This is a genomic window from Streptomyces sp. NPDC005262 (genome assembly GCF_042872425.1).
Taxonomy (GTDB): Bacteria; Actinomycetota; Actinomycetes; order Streptomycetales; family Streptomycetaceae; genus Streptomyces.
Window position 1 is genome coordinate 78,188 of sequence record NZ_JBIAKK010000004.1, and the last position, 18,572, is coordinate 96,759.

Below are 18,572 nucleotides of genomic sequence, written 5' to 3' on the forward strand. Positions count from 1 at the left end.
TCGCCCGGTGCCGGAGCCCGGCCGGGGCCGGCGGCGCGGTGTCCGCCGACTCGCGTGACGCCGGTCAGTCCTCCGGGAGTTCGACCGGGGCGATGTCGTCGAAGACGTCACCGGGGCCGGGGTTCGTCGCATCCGTGGCGCCGCCGAACTGGTTCATCACGCCCCAGACTGCGTTGAGCGCGGTCTGCACGGCGCCCTCGGCCCATCCGGCCGTCCACGAGATGTCGTCGCCCGCCAGGAAGAGTCCGCGCTTGTCGGCGGGCAGCCGGTCCTGCATGAAGTGGGTGAACAGCCGTCGCTGATAGCGGTAGTGCCCCGGCAGGTTGGCCTTGAACGCGCCCATGAAGTAAGGCTCGTTCTCCCAGGACACCGTCACCGGGTTGCCGATGATGTGCTTCCTGATGTCGACGTCCGGGTAGATCTCGCCGAGCGACTTCAGCATGACCTCCATGCGCTCGTTCGGGGAGAGCGGCAGCCACTTCAGACTGTCGTCGCACCAGGTGTACGAGAGGCAGATGACGGCCGGCTTGTCGGGCCCGTCGTCGAGGAGGTAGGTACCCCGGGTCATCCGGTCGGTGAGCGTCATCGACATGACGTCCCGGCCCGTGGGAACCCCCCTGTCGTCGACGGCCTTGTCCAGCCAGAACGGCCGGTCGACAGGAACGAACAGCTTCGACGACTCCATGTAGTGGGTGCGCTCCATCGCCGTCCAGTGGTCGATGGGGAACAGCGCGTCGTCGCAGTCGATCTTCGAGAGCAGCAGCCAGGACTGGCCGGTGAAGATCGCCGCCCGGAAGGTGCGGATGTCGCCGGTCGCGTCGGTGACCGTGATCCGGTTCCCGGCGGTGCGGTGCAGCCGGGTCACGGCGGAGCGGGGCTCGCCGTCGTGCAGCGAGGACAGCGACGTGCCGAGCGGCCAGTGCACGATCTTCTGCGGCTCGCGCTCCCAGAGCCGCAGCGGCAGCTGCTGGCTGCCGCCGACGATGCCGCGGTGATGGTCGTCGGCCTCGGTGTAGACGACCCGCAGGATCTCCAGGATGGAGTTGGGGAAGTCGGTGTCCCAGCCACCGGTGCCGAAGCCGACCTGGCCGAAGATCTCACGGTGCCGGAACGACTTGAAGGCGTCGGAGGCGCAGAGGAAGCCGTAGAAGGTCTGGTTGTCGAGCTTCTCGACAAGCTTCGACCAGATCTCCCGGATGCGCGGGACGTCTCGCTCGCGCATCGCCCGGTTCATGTCGGAGAAGTCGGCGCCCTCCTCCAGGCAGGCGTTCCAGGCGTCCATCACGTCGCGGTAGACCTGCGGCAGGTCGGCGATGGTCTCCGCGTAGTGCGACTCGCCCTTGAGGTCGACGACGGTCGACGGGGTGGCGGGGGACAGCGGGTTGGGGAACGGCTCGGTCCGCAGGTCCACCAGGTCGATGTAGTGCTGCAGCGCCGTGGACGACGGCGGGAAGCGCATCGCGCCCATCTCGGCGGTCAGCGAGGGGTCGCAGCCGTCGAAACCGACGGTACGCAGCCGCCCGCCGATCTGGTCCGCCTCGTAGACGACGGGCTTGAGACCCATCTTCATCAGTTCGTACGCGGCCACGATGCCGGAGAGCCCACCACCGATGACGGCGACCTCGGTGCCGTGCTCGGTCGCCGGTATCTGGCCGAGCCCCGCGGGGTGGGCCAGGAAGTCGTCGTACGCGTAGGGGAAGTCCGGCCCGAACATGGTGATCGGCGGCTGCGCGTCGGTGTGCTGGACGGCGTTGGGCACCGTGGACGTCATGGGGTACGGACTCCTTGCACGGGAAAGAGGAAGCGGGAGGGCGCGGGCTCAGACGAGGGAGCCGTACAGACCGGGGCGACGGTCGTGCAGATACGGGTTGGCGGCGCGGGACGCGCTCAGGAACTCCGGGTCGACATCGCCGACGACAAGCTCCTCGCCGCGTCCGGCCCGGGTGCGGACGGTGCCGTCGGGGCCGGCCAGGCAGCTCAGCCCGACGAACTCGAACTCGCCCTCCGGACCCGTCCTGTTGACGTACGCGACATACATCTGGCTCTCGAAGGCACGGACCGGTACGACGGACTCGGCGACGAACTGGAAGGGGTGCATCTGCGCGGTCGGCACCAGCAGCAGGTCGGTGGCGGCGAGCGCGTGCGCCCGTACGTTCTCCGGGAACTCGACGTCGTAACAGATCATGATCCCGATGCGTACGCCGTCCAGCTCGGTCTGGACGACGGGCTGCTCGCCGGGGGTGAACCACTGCTGCTCGAAGCAGCCGAACAGGTGGGTCTTGCGGTAGTTGGCGAGCCGGGTGCCGTCCGGGCCGATCAGCTGCGCCGCGTTGAAGATCTGCTCGTCCGCGCGCTCCGGGTAGCCGTACAGGACCGCGAGCCCGTGCCGTACGGCGATGTCGGCGACGGTCCGCGCGGAGACACCGTCGGCGGGCTCGGCCAGCCGGGGCACGTCGTCGCCGATGGCGTAGCCGGTGAGGAACAGTTCGGGGCAGACCAGCAGCCGGGCACCGGCCGCTGCCGCGCGGCCGGCGGCCTCGTCGAGCACCTTGATGTTCTCGGCCACCGAGCCCGGACGTCCGGAGCTCTGGAGCAGGGCGGTGCGCAACGGCGGCATGGCAGACCTCGGGCGGTGCGGGCTGAGCGGGGACGTATAGACGGTACGGGCCGGGATTCCGGCCGGACAAGGCGCGAGCGTTGCGCGCCGACCGTCGATCCATTGCGTGATCCACCGGTGCGGCGGCGATTCGTTGCGTGGAGTGTCGTTGCAGGTCAGAGGGGTGATTTCGGTCTCGCCGAGGACCACCTGCCCAGGTGTGTGTCCGCGGCCCCGGCAGGACGGGACGGCGAGCCGCCGAACGACTGCGTGATCAGCCCGGAGTCCCCGAGGCGTACCGCCGCAGCAGCGGCGACAACACCAGCACCGACTTGGTGCGCTCCACATAGGGCTCGCCCGCGATCCGCTCCAGCACCTGCTCGAAGTGGCGCATGTCCGCGGCGAAGACCTGGACGATCGCGTCGGCCTCCCCGGTGACCGTGGAGGCCGACGCGATCTCCGGATAGCGCGCCAGCCCGCTCTTGATCGCCTCCGGAGAGGTGTTGCGGCTGCAGTAGATCTCGATGTATCCCTCGGTCTCCCAGCCGAGTGCCGCCGGGTCCACCCGCACGGTGAAGCCGGTGATGGCCCCCTCCGCGCGCAACCGGTCGACGCGGCGCTTCACCGCGGGTGCGGAGAGGCCGATGATCGCGCCGATGTCGGCGTAGGAGCGGCGGGCGTCCTCGGCAAGGGCGTGGACGATGCGTTCGTCGAGATCGTTCAGTCGCACTTCAGGTGGATCACTTCTCTGCGATGGGTGTTCGGGGACTGCGGCACACCGTGCCGCACCCGAAGTAGAACACGCGGTGGAGGACGGGGCCGTACGGAGGACGTCGGGGCGACGCGGCGGGGTAAGGGTGCAGTGCGCACCCCTACCGAACGGAGACCCGATGACCTGGCTCGACCCCGACCCCTTTCTGCGCGGTGTGGCCTGGCGGGACGGCGTGCGTGCGGTGCGGGCCGACCCGGCCGATCTGGCGCGGCTGCCGTGGGACACCGGGGCGCGGGCGCTGCTGCCCATCGGGGTACGGCTGGAGTTCCTGGCACCGGGCGCGCGTGCGGTGGAGATCCGCTACCGCGCCGCGGTGCCCGACCCGGCGGACGCGCTGCACGACCTCGCCCACGTGTTCGCACTCTGGCAGGGCGACCGGTGTGTGGCGGAGATCTTCGCGGAGCCCGCCGAGGAGGCGGTCGCGGTGCTCGAACTCCCTCCCGGGAAAGGCCCGTTCACCGTTCATCCCCCGCAGGGACAGTCCCCCCTGATCCTCGGCGTGCGGGCGGTGGGCGGCAGGCTGCTGCCCGCGCCGGCGCAGCCACGATGGGTGGTTCACGGCGATTCGATCACCGAGGGCTGGTGGTCCACGCGCCCCGCCCACGCGTGGCCCGCGGTGGCCGGCCGTGCGCTCGGGCTGGACGCGGTCAATCTGGGGTACGCGGGGTCGGCGCGCGGGGAGCTGTGCGTCGCCGAGCAGATCGCGGCGCTCCGGGCCGACGTACTGACGCTGGCGTTCGGTACGAACTGCTGGTCAGGAGTGCCGTTCTCGGCGCCGCTGCTGTACGAGACGGTGCGCGCGTTCATCACTCTGGTGCGCGCGGGCCACCCCGGGACACCGTTGCTGCTCGTCTCGCCGCTCCTGTGCCCGGACGCCGAGGACACACCGAATGCCCTCGGGGCCACGCTGCGCGAGCTGCGGACGGCGCTGGAGGAGGCCGGCGCCGACCTCGTCCGCGCAGGCGACTCCCGGCTGTCCGTGCTGCCGGGACACGATGTCCTCGGGCCGGAGCATCTGGCGGACGGCCTGCACCCTCACGACGCCGGGCACGCCCGTCTGGCGGCGGCCGTCACGGAGGCGCTCAAGCCGTACACGGCGGACTGCTGAGCGGCGTCCTCCCCCGCCGACGGAAGAAGTCCGGACCGCGTCGGCGGCCCGGACTTCTTCCTCGTCGCCTCCCGGCGCTGCCGGGAACGCGTGACTAGCTCCAGCTGGCGTGGAGCGCCTTGCCCTCGGCGTAACCGGCGGCGCTCTGCACACCGACGACCGCCTTCTCGGCGAACTCCTCGAGGGACGCCGCACCGGCGTACGTGCACGAGGAGCGGACGCCCGCGATGATCGAGTCGATCAGGTCCTCGACGCCGGGGCGGGCCGGGTCCAGGAACATCCGCGAGGTGGAGATGCCCTCCTCGAAGAGCGCCTTGCGGGCGCGGTCGTACGCCGACTCGTCCGACGTGCGGTTCTTCACGGCGCGCGCGGACGCCATGCCGAAGGACTCCTTGTAGTAGCGCCCGTCGGCGGACTGCTGGAGGTCCCCGGGCGACTCGTACGTACCGGCGAACCAGGAGCCGATCATCACGTTGGACGCGCCCGCGGCGAGCGCCATGGCGACATCGCGCGGGTGGCGGACGCCGCCGTCGGCCCAGACGTGCTTGCCGTACTTCTTCGCCTCGGCGGCGCACTCGAGCACCGCGGAGAACTGGGGCCGCCCGACCCCGGTCATCATCCGGGTGGTGCACATGGCGCCGGGGCCGACACCGACCTTGATGATGTCCGCGCCGGCCTCGATGAGGTCGCGCACGCCTTCGGCGGCGACGATGTTGCCGGCCACGATCGGCACCTGCGGGTCGAGCGCACGGACCGCGCGGACCGCGCTGATCATGGACTCCTGGTGGCCGTGCGCGGTGTCCACGACGAGGGTGTCGACGCCCGCGTCGAGGAGCAGCTTGGCCTTGCCCGCGACATCGCCGTTGATCCCGACGGCAGCGGCGATCCGCAGCTTGCCGTCGGCGTCGGTGGCCGGGGTGTAGAGAGTGGCGCGGAGCGCGGCCTTGCGGGTGAGGATGCCGACGAGCCGGCCGTCCGCGTCGACCGCGGGGGCGAGCTTGCGGTGGGCGCCGTCGAGCTTGTTGAACGCGTCGCGCGGATCGATGTCCGCGTCGAGCAGCACCAGGTCCCTGGACATGACCTCGGAGAGCTGGGTGAAGCGGTCGACGCCGGTCAGGTCGTGGTCGGTGACGACGCCGACGGGCCGCTGCTCGTCGTCGACGACCACGCCGGCGCCGTGCGCGCGCTTCGGCAGCAGGGACAGGGCGTCGGCGACGGTCTGGCCCGGGGTCAGCACGATAGGCGTGTCGAGTACGAGGTGGCGCGTCTTGACCCAGGAGATGACATCGGTGACGACGTCGATCGGGATGTCCTGGGGGATGACGACCAGCCCGCCGCGGCGGGCGATCGTTTCGGCCATCCGGCGGCCCGCGATCGCCGTCATGTTGGCGACGACGAGCGGGATGGTGGTGCCGGTGCCGTCCGGCGAGGAGAGGTCGACCCCCTGGCGGGAACCGACCGCTGAGCGGCCCGGAACCATGAAGACATCGTCGTACGTGAGGTCGTACGGGACCGAGGGGGACTCTGTGTAGCGACCGGTGCCGGGCTCAAGAAAACGCATAAGGCTCATTTTTTCATACGGAACCGCGCAGGTCGCTGCCCTGAAGACACAGCAAAAAGCTCCCGCGTTCGTACGTTCCTACAAGGGCTGCGTGCGGGAGTCCCGGGCAAGTGGAACCTGCCTTACCGACAGACAGTACCCGAACAGCTTTCAACCATTCGCGATCATCTTCCCTGGACCTGGTGACAAGGGGTCAGGTAGCTTCAAACGCGCAGGTCCCGCGGGTCGCATCCAGGTCCCGAGGAACAGGCGGAACGGCCCCAACTTCCGTCACACGTACGACCGGAGAGGATCCAGACCCGCCCGTGGAGAACGAACTGCCGGACATCTACTGCCCGTTCCCCCAGCAGACGAACCCGCACGTCGCGCACACTCGTGCGCACCTCGACAGCTGGACGCGCAGCACCGGTCTGGTACACCGGGATTCAGCCAGGGAACGCTTCGAGCAAGCCGACTTCGGCGCGTTCGTCGGCATGGTGTATCCGACCGCGAACGCCGAGAATCTCGATCTCGTCGCCGACTGGTTCGTGTGGCTGTTTCTCGTCGACGACCAGCTCGACGACGGCCATCTCGGCCGCAGCCCGGACCGGGTCCGCGACGTGGTGGCGCTGATGCGCACAGTGGTCCAGGGCACCGGCGCCGGCCCGCTGCCGGACGAGGAGCTGCCGGCCGCGGTGGTCGCCCTGGCCGACCTGTGGGAACGCACGACGCCGAACGCGGCCGCGCACTGGCTGCGACGGTTCGCCTGGCACCTGATCACGTACCTCACCACGGCCACCACCTGGGAGGCGGGGAACCGGGCGAACGGTGTCGTGCCGTCCGAGGAGACATACATCGCCAAGCGGCGGCACACCGGCGCCATACATGTCTGCATGGACCTGATAGAGATCGTGGCCGGCATCGAGGCACCCGAGTCGATCCACAACGACCCCCGGTTCATCGTCGCGCTCGAAGCCTCGTGCAACGTCGTGTGCTGGGCCAATGACGTGTACTCGTACGAGAAGGAACAGGTCCTCGGCGAGATCCACAACCTCGTCCATCTGGTCCGGCACCACCGCGGATACGGCAAGCAGCAGGCGCTCGAGCACGTCTGCGCGGAGATCGCCAGGGAGACGGAGCGTTTCCTGGCTGCCGAGGCGGAGCTGGTGACCGCCTACCCGTTGCTGTCCGGGATGCTCGTCCCGTACCTGAACGGGATGAGGAGCTGGATGCGCGGCAATCTGGACTGGTCACGGCAGACGCCGCGATACAACCCGGCAGACGTCAGCCAGTACAAGGAGCCGCAGCAGTACTTGGAGCCGACGGTCCTCGGCGTACGGCAGGACTGACCCCGGAGCTCATCGCATCGGCCGCCGGGCGGGGCGTGGAGCCCGTCCGGCGGCCGGGGCGCAGAGTGACACGGGCGGCCCTGTCCAGGACGCCGCCCTGCCCCGCTCAGTCCCCGTCCGGGTCGGCCCGCTCCAGTGCGGGCCGCCGCGGCGCCGCAGACTCCGTCAGCAGATATTCGGCGGCCGATGTGTCCGTCACCAGACTGGTGACCAGACCGGACCGCAGGACCGCCCCGATCGCCGCCGCCTTGCGCTGGCCGCCCGCGATCGCCACCACCTCGGGGATCCGCCGCAGCCGGTCCGCCTCCACGGTGATGCACCGCTCGCCCAGGTCACGGCCGACCCGGCGCCCCTCCGTGTCGAAGAGGTGCGCGGACATCTCGGCGGCGACGCCGAGCGACGCGTAGTGCTCCCGCTCCTCGTCGGTCAGCATGTCGTGGACGGTCGAGATACCCGGCTCCCAGGAGCCGATGGAGACCGCGGCGACCGTCACCTTGTCGAAGTACTCGAAGGCGCGCGCGATGCCGGTCTGGTGGCGCAGCGCGGCGGCCGTGGCCGGGTCGGGCAGCAGCATCGGCGCATAGATCGGGTGGGCCTCGCCACCGGAGACCTGGGCGGCCCGCCGGACCGCCTCGACCGAACCGCGCTCGGCGGTCCCCGCGTCGTACACCCCGGTGAGCTGCACGACCGTGCACGGCGGCAGCCGGTCGAGGGCCGCCGCCATGTGGATGGTGGACCGGCCCCAGGCCAGGCCCAGGACATCGCCTTCGTTCACCAGTTCGCCGAGAAGATCGGCCGCGACCTCGCCCAGGTTCTCCGGATCCGGGGCGTCGTCCTGCTCCTCCGCGGGAGACTCGACGACGACCGCGTGCCGCAGCCCGTAGCGGGCCCGCAGCGCGTCGGAACGCTCCGCGTCCAGCTCCGCGGGGACCCGGATCTCGATCCGTACGAGGTCACGCTCGAGCGCCGTCTCCAGGACCCGGGCCACCTTGAAGCGGCTGACGCCGAACTCCTCGGCGATCTGGATCTTCGACTTCCCCTCGAGGTAGAAGCGGCGGGCCATGGCCGCCGCCTGCACCAGCTCCGCGGGCCCCATCCGCAGGGCGGACCGTCCCGCCGACATAGCAGACACCGCGATCTCCTCACTGCTGTTCACACGCTCGATACGCCGTTCATCCTGTCAGATCCGGCGGTCCTTGATCGGTCCCGTCGGACCGCGTTCATCTGCCCTTGGCCCGGCCGACCGGCAACCGGGGCCCGACCGGGCTGCGTCGTCACTGCCGACGTCGCCGCCGGCTTCAGTGGTTGCACGCCCAGGTCGCCGAGGCGATCGTCCCGTCCGCCTTGGCACGCAGGGCGCGTACCGCCTTGGCCGGGTCCTGGGCCCCGTACACCGCGGAACCGGCGACGAAGACGTCCGCACCGGCCTCGGCGCACCGCTCGATGGTGGACTCGGAGACCCCGCCGTCGACCTGGAGCCACATCTCCAGACCGTGCTTGGAGATCAGCTCACGGGTACGGCGGATCTTCGGCAGCATGATGTCCAGGAATGCCTGGCCGCCGAAGCCCGGCTCCACCGTCATGATCAACAGCATGTCGAGCTCGGGAAGCAGGTCCTCGAACGGCTCGATGGGCGTCGCGGGCTTGAGTGCCATGGAGGCGCGGGCCCCCTTGGCCCGGATCTCCCGCGCCAGCCGTACGGGCGCTGCCGCGGCCTCCGCGTGGAAGGTGACCGAGCCGGCCCCCGCCTCGACGTACTGCGGTGCCCAGCGGTCCGGGTCGTCGATCATCAAGTGACAGTCCAGCGGAGTGTCCGTGGCCCGGCTGAGCGATTCCACGATGGGCACGCCGAGGGTCAGGTTGGGCACAAAGTGGTTGTCCATGACATCGACGTGGAGCCAGTCGGCGCCTTCGACGGCCTTCGCCTCCTCTGCGAGGCGAGCGAAGTCGGCGGACAGGATGCTCGGGTTGATCTGGGCCATGTGCCAAGCCTGCCATGTTCCGCGGCACTTCCCCGCCCGAGCGCGGGCCAAAGCCTCACGGGATCATTACAGTTCGCGAAATCCAGGGGTTTCCGTCGCCCGATCCGGGCGATTCGGCCCTCGTCGCGCCGATCGGCAGCCGTCCGGGCCCTGCGCGGCGGCCTTTTCCCGGCACCGCGCACCGCAGCGGCGAGGGTTTCGTCAGGCAATTTCGTCACGTGCGCGTCCGGACACCGGCCGTAGCCGCTCGGGGCGCACATTCCGCCACCGGCCGCACGCGTCACGGGTCACCGCAGCGCGTGAGGCCGGCGGTGCCGGGCCTTACGCCGTACGCCGCAGCAGGGCGAGATACATCGCGTCCGTGCCGTGCAGGTGCGGCCAGAGCTGGACGTCGGGTCCGTCGCCCAGTGCGGGCACCCCGGGCATCAGCGGGCGCGCGTCCACCCACTCCGCCTCGACCGGCTGACCGCCGCGCCCCTTCAGCACGTCCTCGACGACCACTCGGGTCTCCGCGAGATGCGGGGAGCAGGTCGCGTAACCGACGACGCCGCCGACCCGCACGGCCTTCAATGCCTCCCGGAGCAGACCCCGTTGCAGCGGCGCGAAGCTCTCCAGGTCCTCCGCACGGCGGCGCCAGCGGGACTCCGGGCGGCGGCGCAGCGCGCCGAGGCCGGAGCACGGGACGTCCATCAGGACCCGGTCGAAGCTGTCGGGCTGCCACGGCGGGCGGGTGCCGTCGGCGGTGACGACCTGGTACGGGCCGGGGTTGCCGGCCAGCGCGCGCTCGACGAGCCGTGCCCGGTGCGGCTGCTTCTCGGCGGCGAGCAGGGCGGCGCCGCGTTCGGCGGCGAGGGCGGCGAGCAGCGCGGCCTTGCCGCCCGGCCCGGCGCAGCCGTCGAGCCACCGGGTGTCACTGCCGTCGACCGGCGCGTTGGCGAGGGCCGTGGCCACCAGCTGGCTGCCCTCGTCCTGGACCCCGGCACGGCCTTCCTGCACGGCGGCGAGGGCGCCGGGCTCGCCGCCCTCGGCCATCCGTACGGCATAGGGCGACCAGCGGCCGGGCAGCCCGTTCTCGTCGCCGAGGGCGGTGAACAGCTCATCGGTGGTGGAGCGGCCCGGACGGGCGACGAGGGTGACCTCGGGCCGTTCGTTGTCGGCCTCGAGGAGATCCTCGATCCCGGCGCGGCCGCCGCCCAGCGCGTCCCAGAGGGCGGAGACGATCCACCGGGGGTGCGAGTGCACCACGGCGAGGTGGTCCTCGGCGTCCTCGTCGTACGACGGGGCGACACGCGCCACCCAGCCGTCGAGGTCGTCCGCGGAAACCTTCCGCAGCACGGCGTTGACGAACTTGGCCCGTCCCTCGCCGAGCACCACCCGGGCCAGCTCCACGCTGGCGGAGACCGCGGCGTGGGTGGGGATACGGGTGCCGAGCAGCTGGTGGACGCCCATGTTCAGTACATCGAGGACCGGCGGGTCGACCTCGCGCAGCGGCCGGTCGATGCAGGAGGCGACGATCGCGTCGTACGTGCCCTGGCGTCGAAGCGTCCCGTAGACCAGCTCGGTCGCCAGCGCCGCGTCCCTGGCGTCGAAGTCACCCTTGGCGCGTGCCTTCTTCAGCAGCGGGGGCAGGACGAGGTTGGCGTACGCGTCGCGTTCGTCGACAGCCCGGAGCGCCTCGAAGGCGAGGAACCGGACCGGGTCCTTCTGGGGCCGGCGATGCGGCTTGGCGGGACGGCGACGCTGCTGGTCGTTCACGTGAAAGGTGCTCCGCTGATGGTGAGGGGGGCGAACCCTCCCAGCCTACGTCGCCGTCGGATCGAGCCCGTCCGGCGATCCAGGACAGGACCGGCCGCCCGCAGGTCTTGTCCTGCGTCCCCGCCGGACGGGGTGCCGGGCAGGTCTCAGACCCCGATCAGCTCCCCCGGAGCGATCCGCACCCCACGCGCCCAGTCCGCGGCCCGCATCGGCTTCTTGCCCTGCGGCTGGACCCAGAGCAGCTCGACGGCGTGCGATCCGGTGCCGACGTACACATTGTTCTTGGACGCGGACAGCTCGCCGGGCGCCAGGTCGGCGCGGTCCAGGACGGGCACGGCCTGGATCAGCTTGAGGCGTTCCCCCCGGAAGAGCGTCCATGCGCCGGGGGCGGGGGTGCAGCCGCGCACCACCCGGTCGACCCGGAGTGCCGGCGCCGACCACTGCACCTGGGCGTCCTCGACGGTGATCTTCGGCGCGAGAGTGACGCCCTCCTCCGGCTGCGGCACGGCGTGCAGGGTGCCGTCCTCGATGCCGTCCATGGTCGCGGCGAGCAGCCCGGCGCCGGCGAAGGCGAGCCGGGTGAGCAGATCGCCGCTGGTGTCGGTGGGCCGGACCTCCTCGGTGAGGACGCCGTACACCGGTCCGGAGTCGAGTCCCTCCTCGATCAGGAAGGTCGAGGCACCGGTGACCTCGTCCCCGGCCAGCACCGCGTGCTGCACGGGGGCCGCTCCGCGCCAGGCCGGGAGCAGCGAGAAGTGCAGATTGACCCAGCCACGGGCGGGAATGTCGAGCGCGGTCTTGGGCAGCAGCGCCCCGTAGGCGACGACCGGGCAGCAGTCCGGGGCGATCTCCCGGAGCCGTGCGAGGAAGTCCTCGTCCCGCGGCCGGGCAGGCTTCAGCACCTCGATCCCGGCCTCCTCGGCGCGCTCCGCGACGGGGCTGGCGACCAGTCGACGGCCGCGTCCGGCCGGAGCGTCGGGGCGGGTGACGACGGCGGCCACTTCGTGCCGGCCGGAGGAGATCAGGGCGTCCAGGGCGGGTACGGCTACCTCGGGGGTGCCTGCGAAGACGAGCTTCATGGGTGGCTGACTGCCTCTCAGGCCGAAACGTACGGTGACGAGCAACGCACCAGTCTACGGGTTGTCCCGCGATCCCTGGCGGGCGCGCGACGACGGTCACGGCGCCTCGCCGCGTCGTCGGAACGCCCGGGTACATCCACTACGCGGATGTCCCTCCGTCCTGCGGTGCACGGCACCTCATCCGACGCCGCGCACCGACTCACCAGGGAGGACGGGACGCCCTCGGGCGGCAACCGCCCGGGGGCGTACGCACGACCGTGCGCCCCGCGCATATGCGCGTACGCCCCTGAAGCGTGACCACAGCCCCGGGTGACGCGTTGGTCAAGAGAGATTGACCGAAGCGGGCCGCCAGGTGCGGTCCGGCCCCTTTCAACGCCGGTTCGAGAGGCTTCTTCATGGCCGACCACGCAACCCACGACGCCCAAGCGCGGGCCAGCCTGCATCTGTTGGTGCGGGACATCGAGCGGGTCCGGCGGCAGGTGGACGCACTACGCACGCTCACGGCCCAACTGGGCAACGTCTACCGTCCCCGCCGCTCCGGCCCGTCCACGGGCTTCGTCGTCTACGGCAGGGCCCCGGCCCCCACGGTCAGGCTGGCCCAGGAACTGCGGGACAGCGTCGAGACCCTGGTGACGGCGGCAGTGGACTTCGACCGCTCGCTGGGCTTCTCCTGGGACGCGGTGGGCTCCGCACTCGGGGTCACCAAGCAGGCGGTCCACCGCCGCTACGGCGCCCGCCGGAACACCCCGCAGCCGGGGGCGGCGGAAGTGGCTGCGGAGACCGCGGGGACGCGTCCGCTGCCCGTGACGCCCGGGTCCGGCGCATCGTCGGTACTGCCTGCCGTACCCGCGGCCCGCTCGATGCCTCCACAGCCCTCGGTGGACCGCCCGGCCCTGCGTGAGGACCTGCGCCCCGGCGCCTTCCCCGGCCCGCGCAACGGCTGACCGAACCCCCTCTGCCCCGCCGTGCCCGACGCACGGAGGGGCAGTCGTGTGTGGCTCGCCGCGCGTCCGGTCAGCCGATGTCCGGGGGATCGATCCTGATCCTTACCGGATCGCCGTTCCCCCGGGCCGTCCGCGCCGCCTGCGCCGTCTTCAGAGCGGCGGCGAGCGCGGCGCCGCTGCCCGTCGGCACCCGGAGCAGTGCCCGCTCCCAGCTCTCCCCCACCGGCGCCTCCCACGGCCTGCGTGGTCTGCCGGGTTCGGTGCGCGGCGCGGGGACCGGGCCGAGCACCTCCGCCTCCGGCGGCAGTTCAGCGGCGGCCAGGAAAGCGGCGAGAGCCTCCGGCGGGCCGGTCACCGACGCCATCCTGGACACCGGCGGGAAGCCCAGCTCGGCGCGTTCCGCCAGCTCGCGGCGGGCGTGACCGACCGGGTCCCAGCGCACCAGCGCCTGGACCGGCCGCAGCGTCGGTTCGGCGACGATCACCACCGTGCCGCCTTCCTGCTGCCCCCGTACCAGTGAGGCCGCGGCGGTCCAGCGCCGCAGCGCCTCCTCGCCGGCCCTCAGGTCGGGGCGGCCGACCATCGCCCAGCCGTCGAGCAGCAGCGCGGCCGCGTAGCCGCCCTCGGCGACGGGCTCGGCGCCGGGGGTGCTGACCACCAGCGCGGGCACACCGGGCACGGAGTCGAGGACGTGGTCGCGCCCGGACGTGCGCACCGGCACGGCAGGGAACGCCCGGCCGAGCTCCTCGGCGGTCCGACGGGCGCCGACGATCTGGGCCCGCAGCCGGTTGGCGCCGCAGGCGACACAGTGCCAGGCGGTTTCGGCCCGGCCGCACCAGGCGCAGTTGAGATCCCGCTGGTCCGGTGCCTCCAGCGGTCCCGCGCAGTGCCGGCACCGGGCGGGTTCGCGGCAGCGCTCGCAGGCCAGCCGGGGCGCGTACCCCCGACGCGGCACCTGCACCAGCACCGGTCCGCTGCGCAGCCCGTCCCGCACGGTCTGCCAGGCGAGGCTGGGCAGCCGCGCCGCCCGGGCGGCGCCGTCCCGGGCCAGCTCGCCGTCGCCGACGGTACGGATCAGCGGCGCCGCGATCCGCAGCTGTTCCCGGTCCGCGCGCAGCGGCAGCGCCCAGCCGCTCTCCACCAGCTGGGCGGCCTCCACCGTGCAGTTCGTCCCGCCCAGCAGGAACGCGCACCGGCCGTGCGCGGCCCGCAGCTCCAGTACCTCGCGGACATGCGGGAACGGGGCGTTGTCGTCGCTGTGGCTGGAGTCGCCGTCGTCCCACACGGCGACCAGGCCCAGATCAGCGACCGGTGCGAACATGGCGGCCCGCGTGCCGACCACCGCGCGCACGGATCCGCGCCGCACGGCGAGCCACTCCCGGTACCGCTTCTCGGGCCCGGAGTCCGCGGTCAGCAGCGCATGGCGGCCCGCCCCCAGCACCTCGGTGAGCGCGGCGTCCACCCGCCCGGCACTACGCCCGTCGGGTACGACGACGAGCGCGCCCCGCCCGGAGGCGAGGGTCGCGGCGACCGCCCTGGCGATCTCGTGCGGCCAGTGCGGGCCCGGCAGCGCCGTCCATACGGCCCGGGGCGCCCCGCCCTCGGCCAGCGCCCGCAGGAACGCGGGCCCCTGCTCGTACCGCTCCCAGCTCCCGGCCGACGGCGCCGGAGGCGGCGGCAGCGGTTCCGGCGACGGCTTGGACTCGGCCCGTCCGTTCCTGGGCGGCACGGCGAGCTGCAGCACATCGGCGAGACTGCCCGCGTACCGGTCGGCCACGGCGCGGGACAGGGCGAGGAGCTCGGGTCCGAGCACCGGCTCGGGCGATACGACATAGGCGAGCGCGGCGAGCGCCCCCGGGTAGTCCGACTCGGCGCGCCGTTCGATGAGGAACCCGTCGATGAGCCCGCCGCCCTCACGGCGCCCGCCGCGGACGTTGCGCCCTCCGGCCCCGAACCGCACCCGCACCCGCACACCGGGCTGCGCCTCGGCGTCGAGCTCTTCCGGCACGGCGTAGTCGAAGTACTGGTCGAGGTGGAGCACGCCCTTGTTGACCAGCACCCGGGCGACGGGCAGCTCCTTGGCGAGTGCGGCCCCCCGCCAGGTCCGCGGCTTGGCCCGCGGCACGTTCGCCTTCCGTACGGTCTCCCGAATGAGCGCAAGCTGCTCCGGGGCCCCGCCCTCGGGGTCCACGGACTGCTCGTTGTCGCTGCTCACAGCCAAATTCCTACCAGACACCACTGACAGCGGCCCCTGCCCGGGACCGTTCTCCCCGGCCCTCCGGGGCCGCACGCACCGGGGCCCGGACACCGCGTTCGGCGTCCGGGCCCCGGCGTACGGGCGAGAGCGGCAGGCTTACAGCCCGGCCGCCTTGCGCAGTGCTTCCACGCGGTCCGTGCGCTCCCAGGTGAAGTCGGGAAGCTCGCGGCCGAAGTGGCCGTACGCCGCGGTCTGGGCGTAGATCGGACGCAGCAGGTCGAGGTCGCGGATGATCGCGGCCGGGCGGAGGTCGAAGACCTCACCGATGGCGTGCTCGATCTTCTCGGTCTCGATGGCGGCGGTGCCGAACGTCTCGACGAACAGGCCGACCGGCTCGGCCTTGCCGATCGCGTACGCCACCTGCACCTCGCAGCGCGCCGCGAGGCCCGCAGCGACGACGTTCTTGGCGACCCAGCGCATCGCGTACGCCGCCGAGCGGTCCACCTTCGACGGGTCCTTGCCCGAGAAGGCGCCACCGCCGTGGCGGGCCATGCCGCCGTACGTGTCGATGATGATCTTCCGGCCGGTCAGACCGGCGTCGCCCATCGGGCCGCCGATCTCGAAGCGGCCGGTCGGGTTCACCAGCAGCCGGTAACCGTCGGTGTCCAGCTTGATGCCGTCCTCGATCAGCTGCGCGAGGACGTGCTCGACGACGAATTCGCGGATGTCGGGGGCGAGCAGCGAGTCGAGGTCGATGTCGCTCGCGTGCTGCGAGGAGACGACGACCGTGTCGAGACGGACGGCCTTGTCGCCGTCGTACTCGATGGTGACCTGCGTCTTGCCGTCGGGACGCAGGTAGGGGATGGTCCCGTTCTTGCGGACCTCGGACAGCCGACGCGAGAGGCGGTGCGCCACGTAGATCGGGAGCGGCATGAGCTCCGGGGTCTCGTCGCAGGCGTAGCCGAACATCAGGCCCTGGTCGCCCGCGCCCTGCTTGTCGAGCTCGTCCTCGTCGCCTTCGACACGCTTCTCGTACGCCGTGTCGACGCCCTGCGCGATGTCCGGGGACTGTGCGCCGATGGACACCGAGACGCCACAGGAGGCGCCGTCGAAGCCCTTCTTGGAGGAGTCGTAACCGATCTCCAGGATCTTGTTGCGCACCAGCGTCGGAATGTCGGCGTAGGCCTTGGTCGTGACCTCACCCGCGACATGCACCAGACCGGTGGTGATCAAGGTCTCGACGGCGACGCGCGAAGTCGGGTCCTCGCGCAGGAGGGCGTCGAGAATGGTGTCGCTGATCTGGTCAGCGATCTTGTCGGGGTGACCCTCGGTGACAGATTCCGAGGTGAAGAGACGGCGGGACACATCGCTCCCTGGGGGTTGCAGCGGCTGCTGGCTGATCATTGGCGGACCGTCCGGGAGCTGCGCCCGGCACGGTCCGGGACCCAGTTTATCGGTCGCTATCGGCTGTCGGACAACGTGTCTCGCCCTTTGGAAGTTCTGTGACATGCGGCACTGCTTGCTGCGGTACGACAATCACGCCCCGAAGAGACCATGTACGCCCATTTTCCGGGGGTTTCGATCCCTCTTGAGGGGCAAAACGAGGAATTCACACGAAACGCTCCGACACGAGATCCCAGATCGTGTCGGCGAGCCCTTCCTTCGGACCGTACGGCACGGGGGTCTCGCCGCCGTCGGCCGCCAGCACCACCGCTTCGTTCTCCTCGGAGCCGAAGGTCTTGCGCTCCCCCACCTCGTTGACGACCAGGAGATCGCAGCCCTTGCGGCGGAGCTTCTCCCGGCCGTTGGCGAGGACGTCGTCGGTCTCGGCTGCGAAGCCGACGACGATCTGGCCCGGCGTGGCCCGCTCGGCGGAGACCTCGGCGAGGATGTCGGGATTGCGCACGAGCGTGATCGGGGCGGGCTCCTGGCCGTCCTTCTTCTTGATCTTCCCCTGGGCGTACTCGGCCGGGCGGAAGTCGGCGACCGCGGCTGCCATCACCACGACATCGGCGTCGGACGCGGCCTTCAGCACGGCTTCACGCAGTTGCACCGCGGTGCCGACCCGCACGACGTCGGCGCCGGACGGATCGGGCATCCCGGTGTTGGCCTCGATGAGGGTGACGCGGGCGCCGCGGGCGACCGCGGTGCGGGCGAGCGCGTACCCCTGCTTGCCGGAGGAGCGGTTGCCGAGGTAGCGGACCGGGTCGAGCGGCTCCCGGGTACCGCCCGCGCTGATCACCACGTGGCGGCCCGCCAGATCGGGTTCGACGGGCCCGCGGACCAGCACCCGGCGGCAGACCTCGAAGATCTCGCCGGGGTCGGGAAGCCGGCCCTTGCCGGTGTCGACGCCGGTGAGCCGGCCGACTGCGGGCTCGATGACGACGGCGCCGCGCCGGCGGAGCGTGGCCACGTTCTCCTGGGTGGCGGGGTGCTCCCACATCTCGGTGTGCATGGCGGGCGCGAAGACCACCGGACAGCGGGCGGTGAGCAGCGTGTTGGTGAGGAGGTCGTCGGCGAGGCCGTGGGCGGCCTTGGCCAGCACGTCGGCGGTGGCGGGGGCGACCACGACGAGGTCGGCACCCTGGCCGATGCGCACGTGCGGCACCTCATGGACGTCGTTCCACACCTCGGTCGACACCGGGTGTCCGGAGAGCGCCGACCAGGTCGCGGCGCCCACGAAGTTCAGCGCCGACCCGGTCGGGACGACGCGTACGTCATGACCGGACTCGGTCAGCCGTCGCAGCAGCTCACACGCCTTGTAGGCGGCGATGCCCCCGCTGACCCCCAGAACGACCTTCGGCTTCTCCACTGCGTCTCCCCGCACTCGGGTACGTACTCGGATACGTACACCCCCCATGCTGCCTCACGGCGTCCGGGCGGCCCCCACAGCCCCGGACACACCACAGGCCCGACGGGTGACCGCCGGGCCTGTGGTGAGGGTGCAATTCCTGCTTACTGCGCGGGGCCCTCGATGGCCTCCGAGGTCAGCAGGCCCGCGTTGATCTCGCGGAGCGCGATCGACAGCGGCTTCTCGTGCACGTGGGTGTCGACGAGCGGACCGACGTACTCGAGGAGGCCCTCGCCGAGCTGCGAGTAGTACGCGTTGATCTGGCGCGCGCGCTTGGCGGCGTAGATCACAAGGCTGTACTTCGAGTCGGTGGCCTCGAGGAGCTCATCAATCGGCGGGTTGATGATGCCCTCGGGCGTGGTGATGGAAGAGGACACTCTCTGCCTTCCGAAGGGGGTA

At 71.5% G+C, this 18,572-nt stretch carries 15 protein-coding genes; 3 read left to right on the top strand and 12 right to left on the bottom strand.

What is annotated here, in order from left to right; translation table 11 throughout:
• Positions 1-64: 64 nt before the first annotated feature.
• The 3 genes from ACFYP5_RS13445 to ACFYP5_RS13455 form a co-directional block, all read right to left on the bottom strand.
• Positions 65-1,771 (bottom strand): flavin monoamine oxidase family protein, encoded by a 1,707-nt coding sequence (locus ACFYP5_RS13445; RefSeq protein ID WP_389034626.1) that lies wholly within the window; start codon positions 1,769-1,771, stop codon positions 65-67.
• A 48-nt stretch (positions 1,772-1,819) separates the two neighbouring features.
• Positions 1,820-2,617: a carbon-nitrogen hydrolase family protein gene (locus ACFYP5_RS13450; RefSeq protein WP_389034628.1), complete on the bottom strand. Its 798-nt coding sequence runs from the start codon at positions 2,615-2,617 to the stop codon at positions 1,820-1,822.
• 253 nt (positions 2,618-2,870) lie between these two features.
• Positions 2,871-3,326, bottom strand: a complete 456-nt coding sequence (locus ACFYP5_RS13455; protein ID WP_389034630.1) for an Lrp/AsnC family transcriptional regulator — start codon at positions 3,324-3,326, stop codon at positions 2,871-2,873.
• Between the two features lie 160 nt (positions 3,327-3,486).
• On the opposite strand from ACFYP5_RS13455, the gene ACFYP5_RS13460 reads away from it, so the two are divergent.
• On the top strand, positions 3,487-4,476 hold the full coding sequence (locus ACFYP5_RS13460; RefSeq protein WP_389034632.1) for a GDSL-type esterase/lipase family protein: 990 nt from the start codon (positions 3,487-3,489) through the stop codon (positions 4,474-4,476).
• A 94-nt stretch (positions 4,477-4,570) separates the two neighbouring features.
• Here ACFYP5_RS13460 and ACFYP5_RS13465 read toward each other — a convergent pair whose 3' ends face one another.
• Positions 4,571-6,037 carry a GuaB1 family IMP dehydrogenase-related protein gene (locus ACFYP5_RS13465; protein ID WP_389034635.1) on the bottom strand — a complete coding sequence of 489 codons (1,467 nt, stop codon included), beginning with the start codon at positions 6,035-6,037 and terminating at the stop codon, positions 4,571-4,573.
• Between the two features lie 305 nt (positions 6,038-6,342).
• On the opposite strand from ACFYP5_RS13465, the gene ACFYP5_RS13470 reads away from it, so the two are divergent.
• Positions 6,343-7,365, top strand: coding sequence for a terpene cyclase (locus tag ACFYP5_RS13470; RefSeq protein ID WP_384111628.1), 1,023 nt, complete (start codon positions 6,343-6,345; stop codon positions 7,363-7,365).
• 106 nt (positions 7,366-7,471) lie between these two features.
• Here ACFYP5_RS13470 and ACFYP5_RS13475 read toward each other — a convergent pair whose 3' ends face one another.
• The 4 genes from ACFYP5_RS13475 to fmt all read right to left on the bottom strand — a co-directional run bounded on the left by ACFYP5_RS13475 (position 7,472) and on the right by fmt (position 12,181).
• Positions 7,472-8,488 carry a sugar-binding transcriptional regulator gene (locus tag ACFYP5_RS13475; protein WP_030918957.1) on the bottom strand — a complete coding sequence of 339 codons (1,017 nt, stop codon included), beginning with the start codon at positions 8,486-8,488 and terminating at the stop codon, positions 7,472-7,474.
• Positions 8,489-8,663: 175 nt separating this feature from the next.
• On the bottom strand, positions 8,664-9,347 hold the full coding sequence (rpe, locus tag ACFYP5_RS13480) for a ribulose-phosphate 3-epimerase (protein ID WP_389034638.1): 684 nt from the start codon (positions 9,345-9,347) through the stop codon (positions 8,664-8,666).
• Positions 9,348-9,668: 321 nt separating this feature from the next.
• On the bottom strand, positions 9,669-11,102 hold the full coding sequence (locus tag ACFYP5_RS13485; protein ID WP_389034640.1) for an RsmB/NOP family class I SAM-dependent RNA methyltransferase: 1,434 nt from the start codon (positions 11,100-11,102) through the stop codon (positions 9,669-9,671).
• Positions 11,103-11,248: 146 nt separating this feature from the next.
• Positions 11,249-12,181 carry a methionyl-tRNA formyltransferase gene (gene fmt, locus ACFYP5_RS13490; protein WP_327123852.1) on the bottom strand — a complete coding sequence of 311 codons (933 nt, stop codon included), beginning with the start codon at positions 12,179-12,181 and terminating at the stop codon, positions 11,249-11,251.
• 395 nt (positions 12,182-12,576) lie between these two features.
• Here fmt and ACFYP5_RS13495 point away from each other — a divergent pair, with 395 nt between their 5' ends.
• A complete protein-coding gene (locus ACFYP5_RS13495) occupies positions 12,577-13,125 on the top strand; it encodes a hypothetical protein (protein WP_389034644.1) in 549 nt (182 codons plus the stop codon).
• 70 nt (positions 13,126-13,195) lie between these two features.
• Here ACFYP5_RS13495 and ACFYP5_RS13500 read toward each other — a convergent pair whose 3' ends face one another.
• The 4 genes from ACFYP5_RS13500 to rpoZ all read right to left on the bottom strand — a co-directional run bounded on the left by ACFYP5_RS13500 (position 13,196) and on the right by rpoZ (position 18,550).
• Positions 13,196-15,340: a primosomal protein N' gene (locus ACFYP5_RS13500; protein ID WP_389034646.1), complete on the bottom strand. Its 2,145-nt coding sequence runs from the start codon at positions 15,338-15,340 to the stop codon at positions 13,196-13,198.
• A gap of 138 nt (positions 15,341-15,478) precedes the next feature.
• Positions 15,479-16,687, bottom strand: coding sequence for a methionine adenosyltransferase (gene metK / locus ACFYP5_RS13505; RefSeq protein ID WP_030918939.1), 1,209 nt, complete (start codon positions 16,685-16,687; stop codon positions 15,479-15,481).
• Positions 16,688-16,931: 244 nt separating this feature from the next.
• Entirely contained in the window at positions 16,932-18,134 is a 1,203-nt protein-coding gene (coaBC, locus tag ACFYP5_RS13510) for a bifunctional phosphopantothenoylcysteine decarboxylase/phosphopantothenate--cysteine ligase CoaBC (RefSeq protein ID WP_389034649.1), read from the bottom strand.
• Positions 18,135-18,277: 143 nt separating this feature from the next.
• Positions 18,278-18,550 carry a DNA-directed RNA polymerase subunit omega gene (rpoZ, locus tag ACFYP5_RS13515; protein ID WP_003970369.1) on the bottom strand — a complete coding sequence of 91 codons (273 nt, stop codon included), beginning with the start codon at positions 18,548-18,550 and terminating at the stop codon, positions 18,278-18,280.
• Positions 18,551-18,572: the final 22 nt, after the last annotated feature.

What these genes read in the sequence shown, in the direction of transcription:
- rpe (WP_389034638.1), bottom strand. Translation starts at nt 9,347, where the DNA reads ATGGCCCAGATCAACCCGAGCATCCTGTCCGCCGACTTCGCTCGCCTC.
- ACFYP5_RS13465 (WP_389034635.1), bottom strand. Translation starts at nt 6,037, where the DNA reads ATGCGTTTTCTTGAGCCCGGCACCGGTCGCTACACAGAGTCCCCCTCG.
- ACFYP5_RS13445 (WP_389034626.1), bottom strand. Translation starts at nt 1,771, where the DNA reads ATGACGTCCACGGTGCCCAACGCCGTCCAGCACACCGACGCGCAGCCG.
- ACFYP5_RS13460 (WP_389034632.1), top strand. Translation starts at nt 3,487, where the DNA reads ATGACCTGGCTCGACCCCGACCCCTTTCTGCGCGGTGTGGCCTGGCGG.
- ACFYP5_RS13475 (WP_030918957.1), bottom strand. Translation starts at nt 8,488, where the DNA reads ATGTCGGCGGGACGGTCCGCCCTGCGGATGGGGCCCGCGGAGCTGGTG.
- ACFYP5_RS13450 (WP_389034628.1), bottom strand. Translation starts at nt 2,617, where the DNA reads ATGCCGCCGTTGCGCACCGCCCTGCTCCAGAGCTCCGGACGTCCGGGC.
- fmt (WP_327123852.1), bottom strand. Translation starts at nt 12,181, where the DNA reads ATGAAGCTCGTCTTCGCAGGCACCCCCGAGGTAGCCGTACCCGCCCTG.
- ACFYP5_RS13495 (WP_389034644.1), top strand. Translation starts at nt 12,577, where the DNA reads ATGGCCGACCACGCAACCCACGACGCCCAAGCGCGGGCCAGCCTGCAT.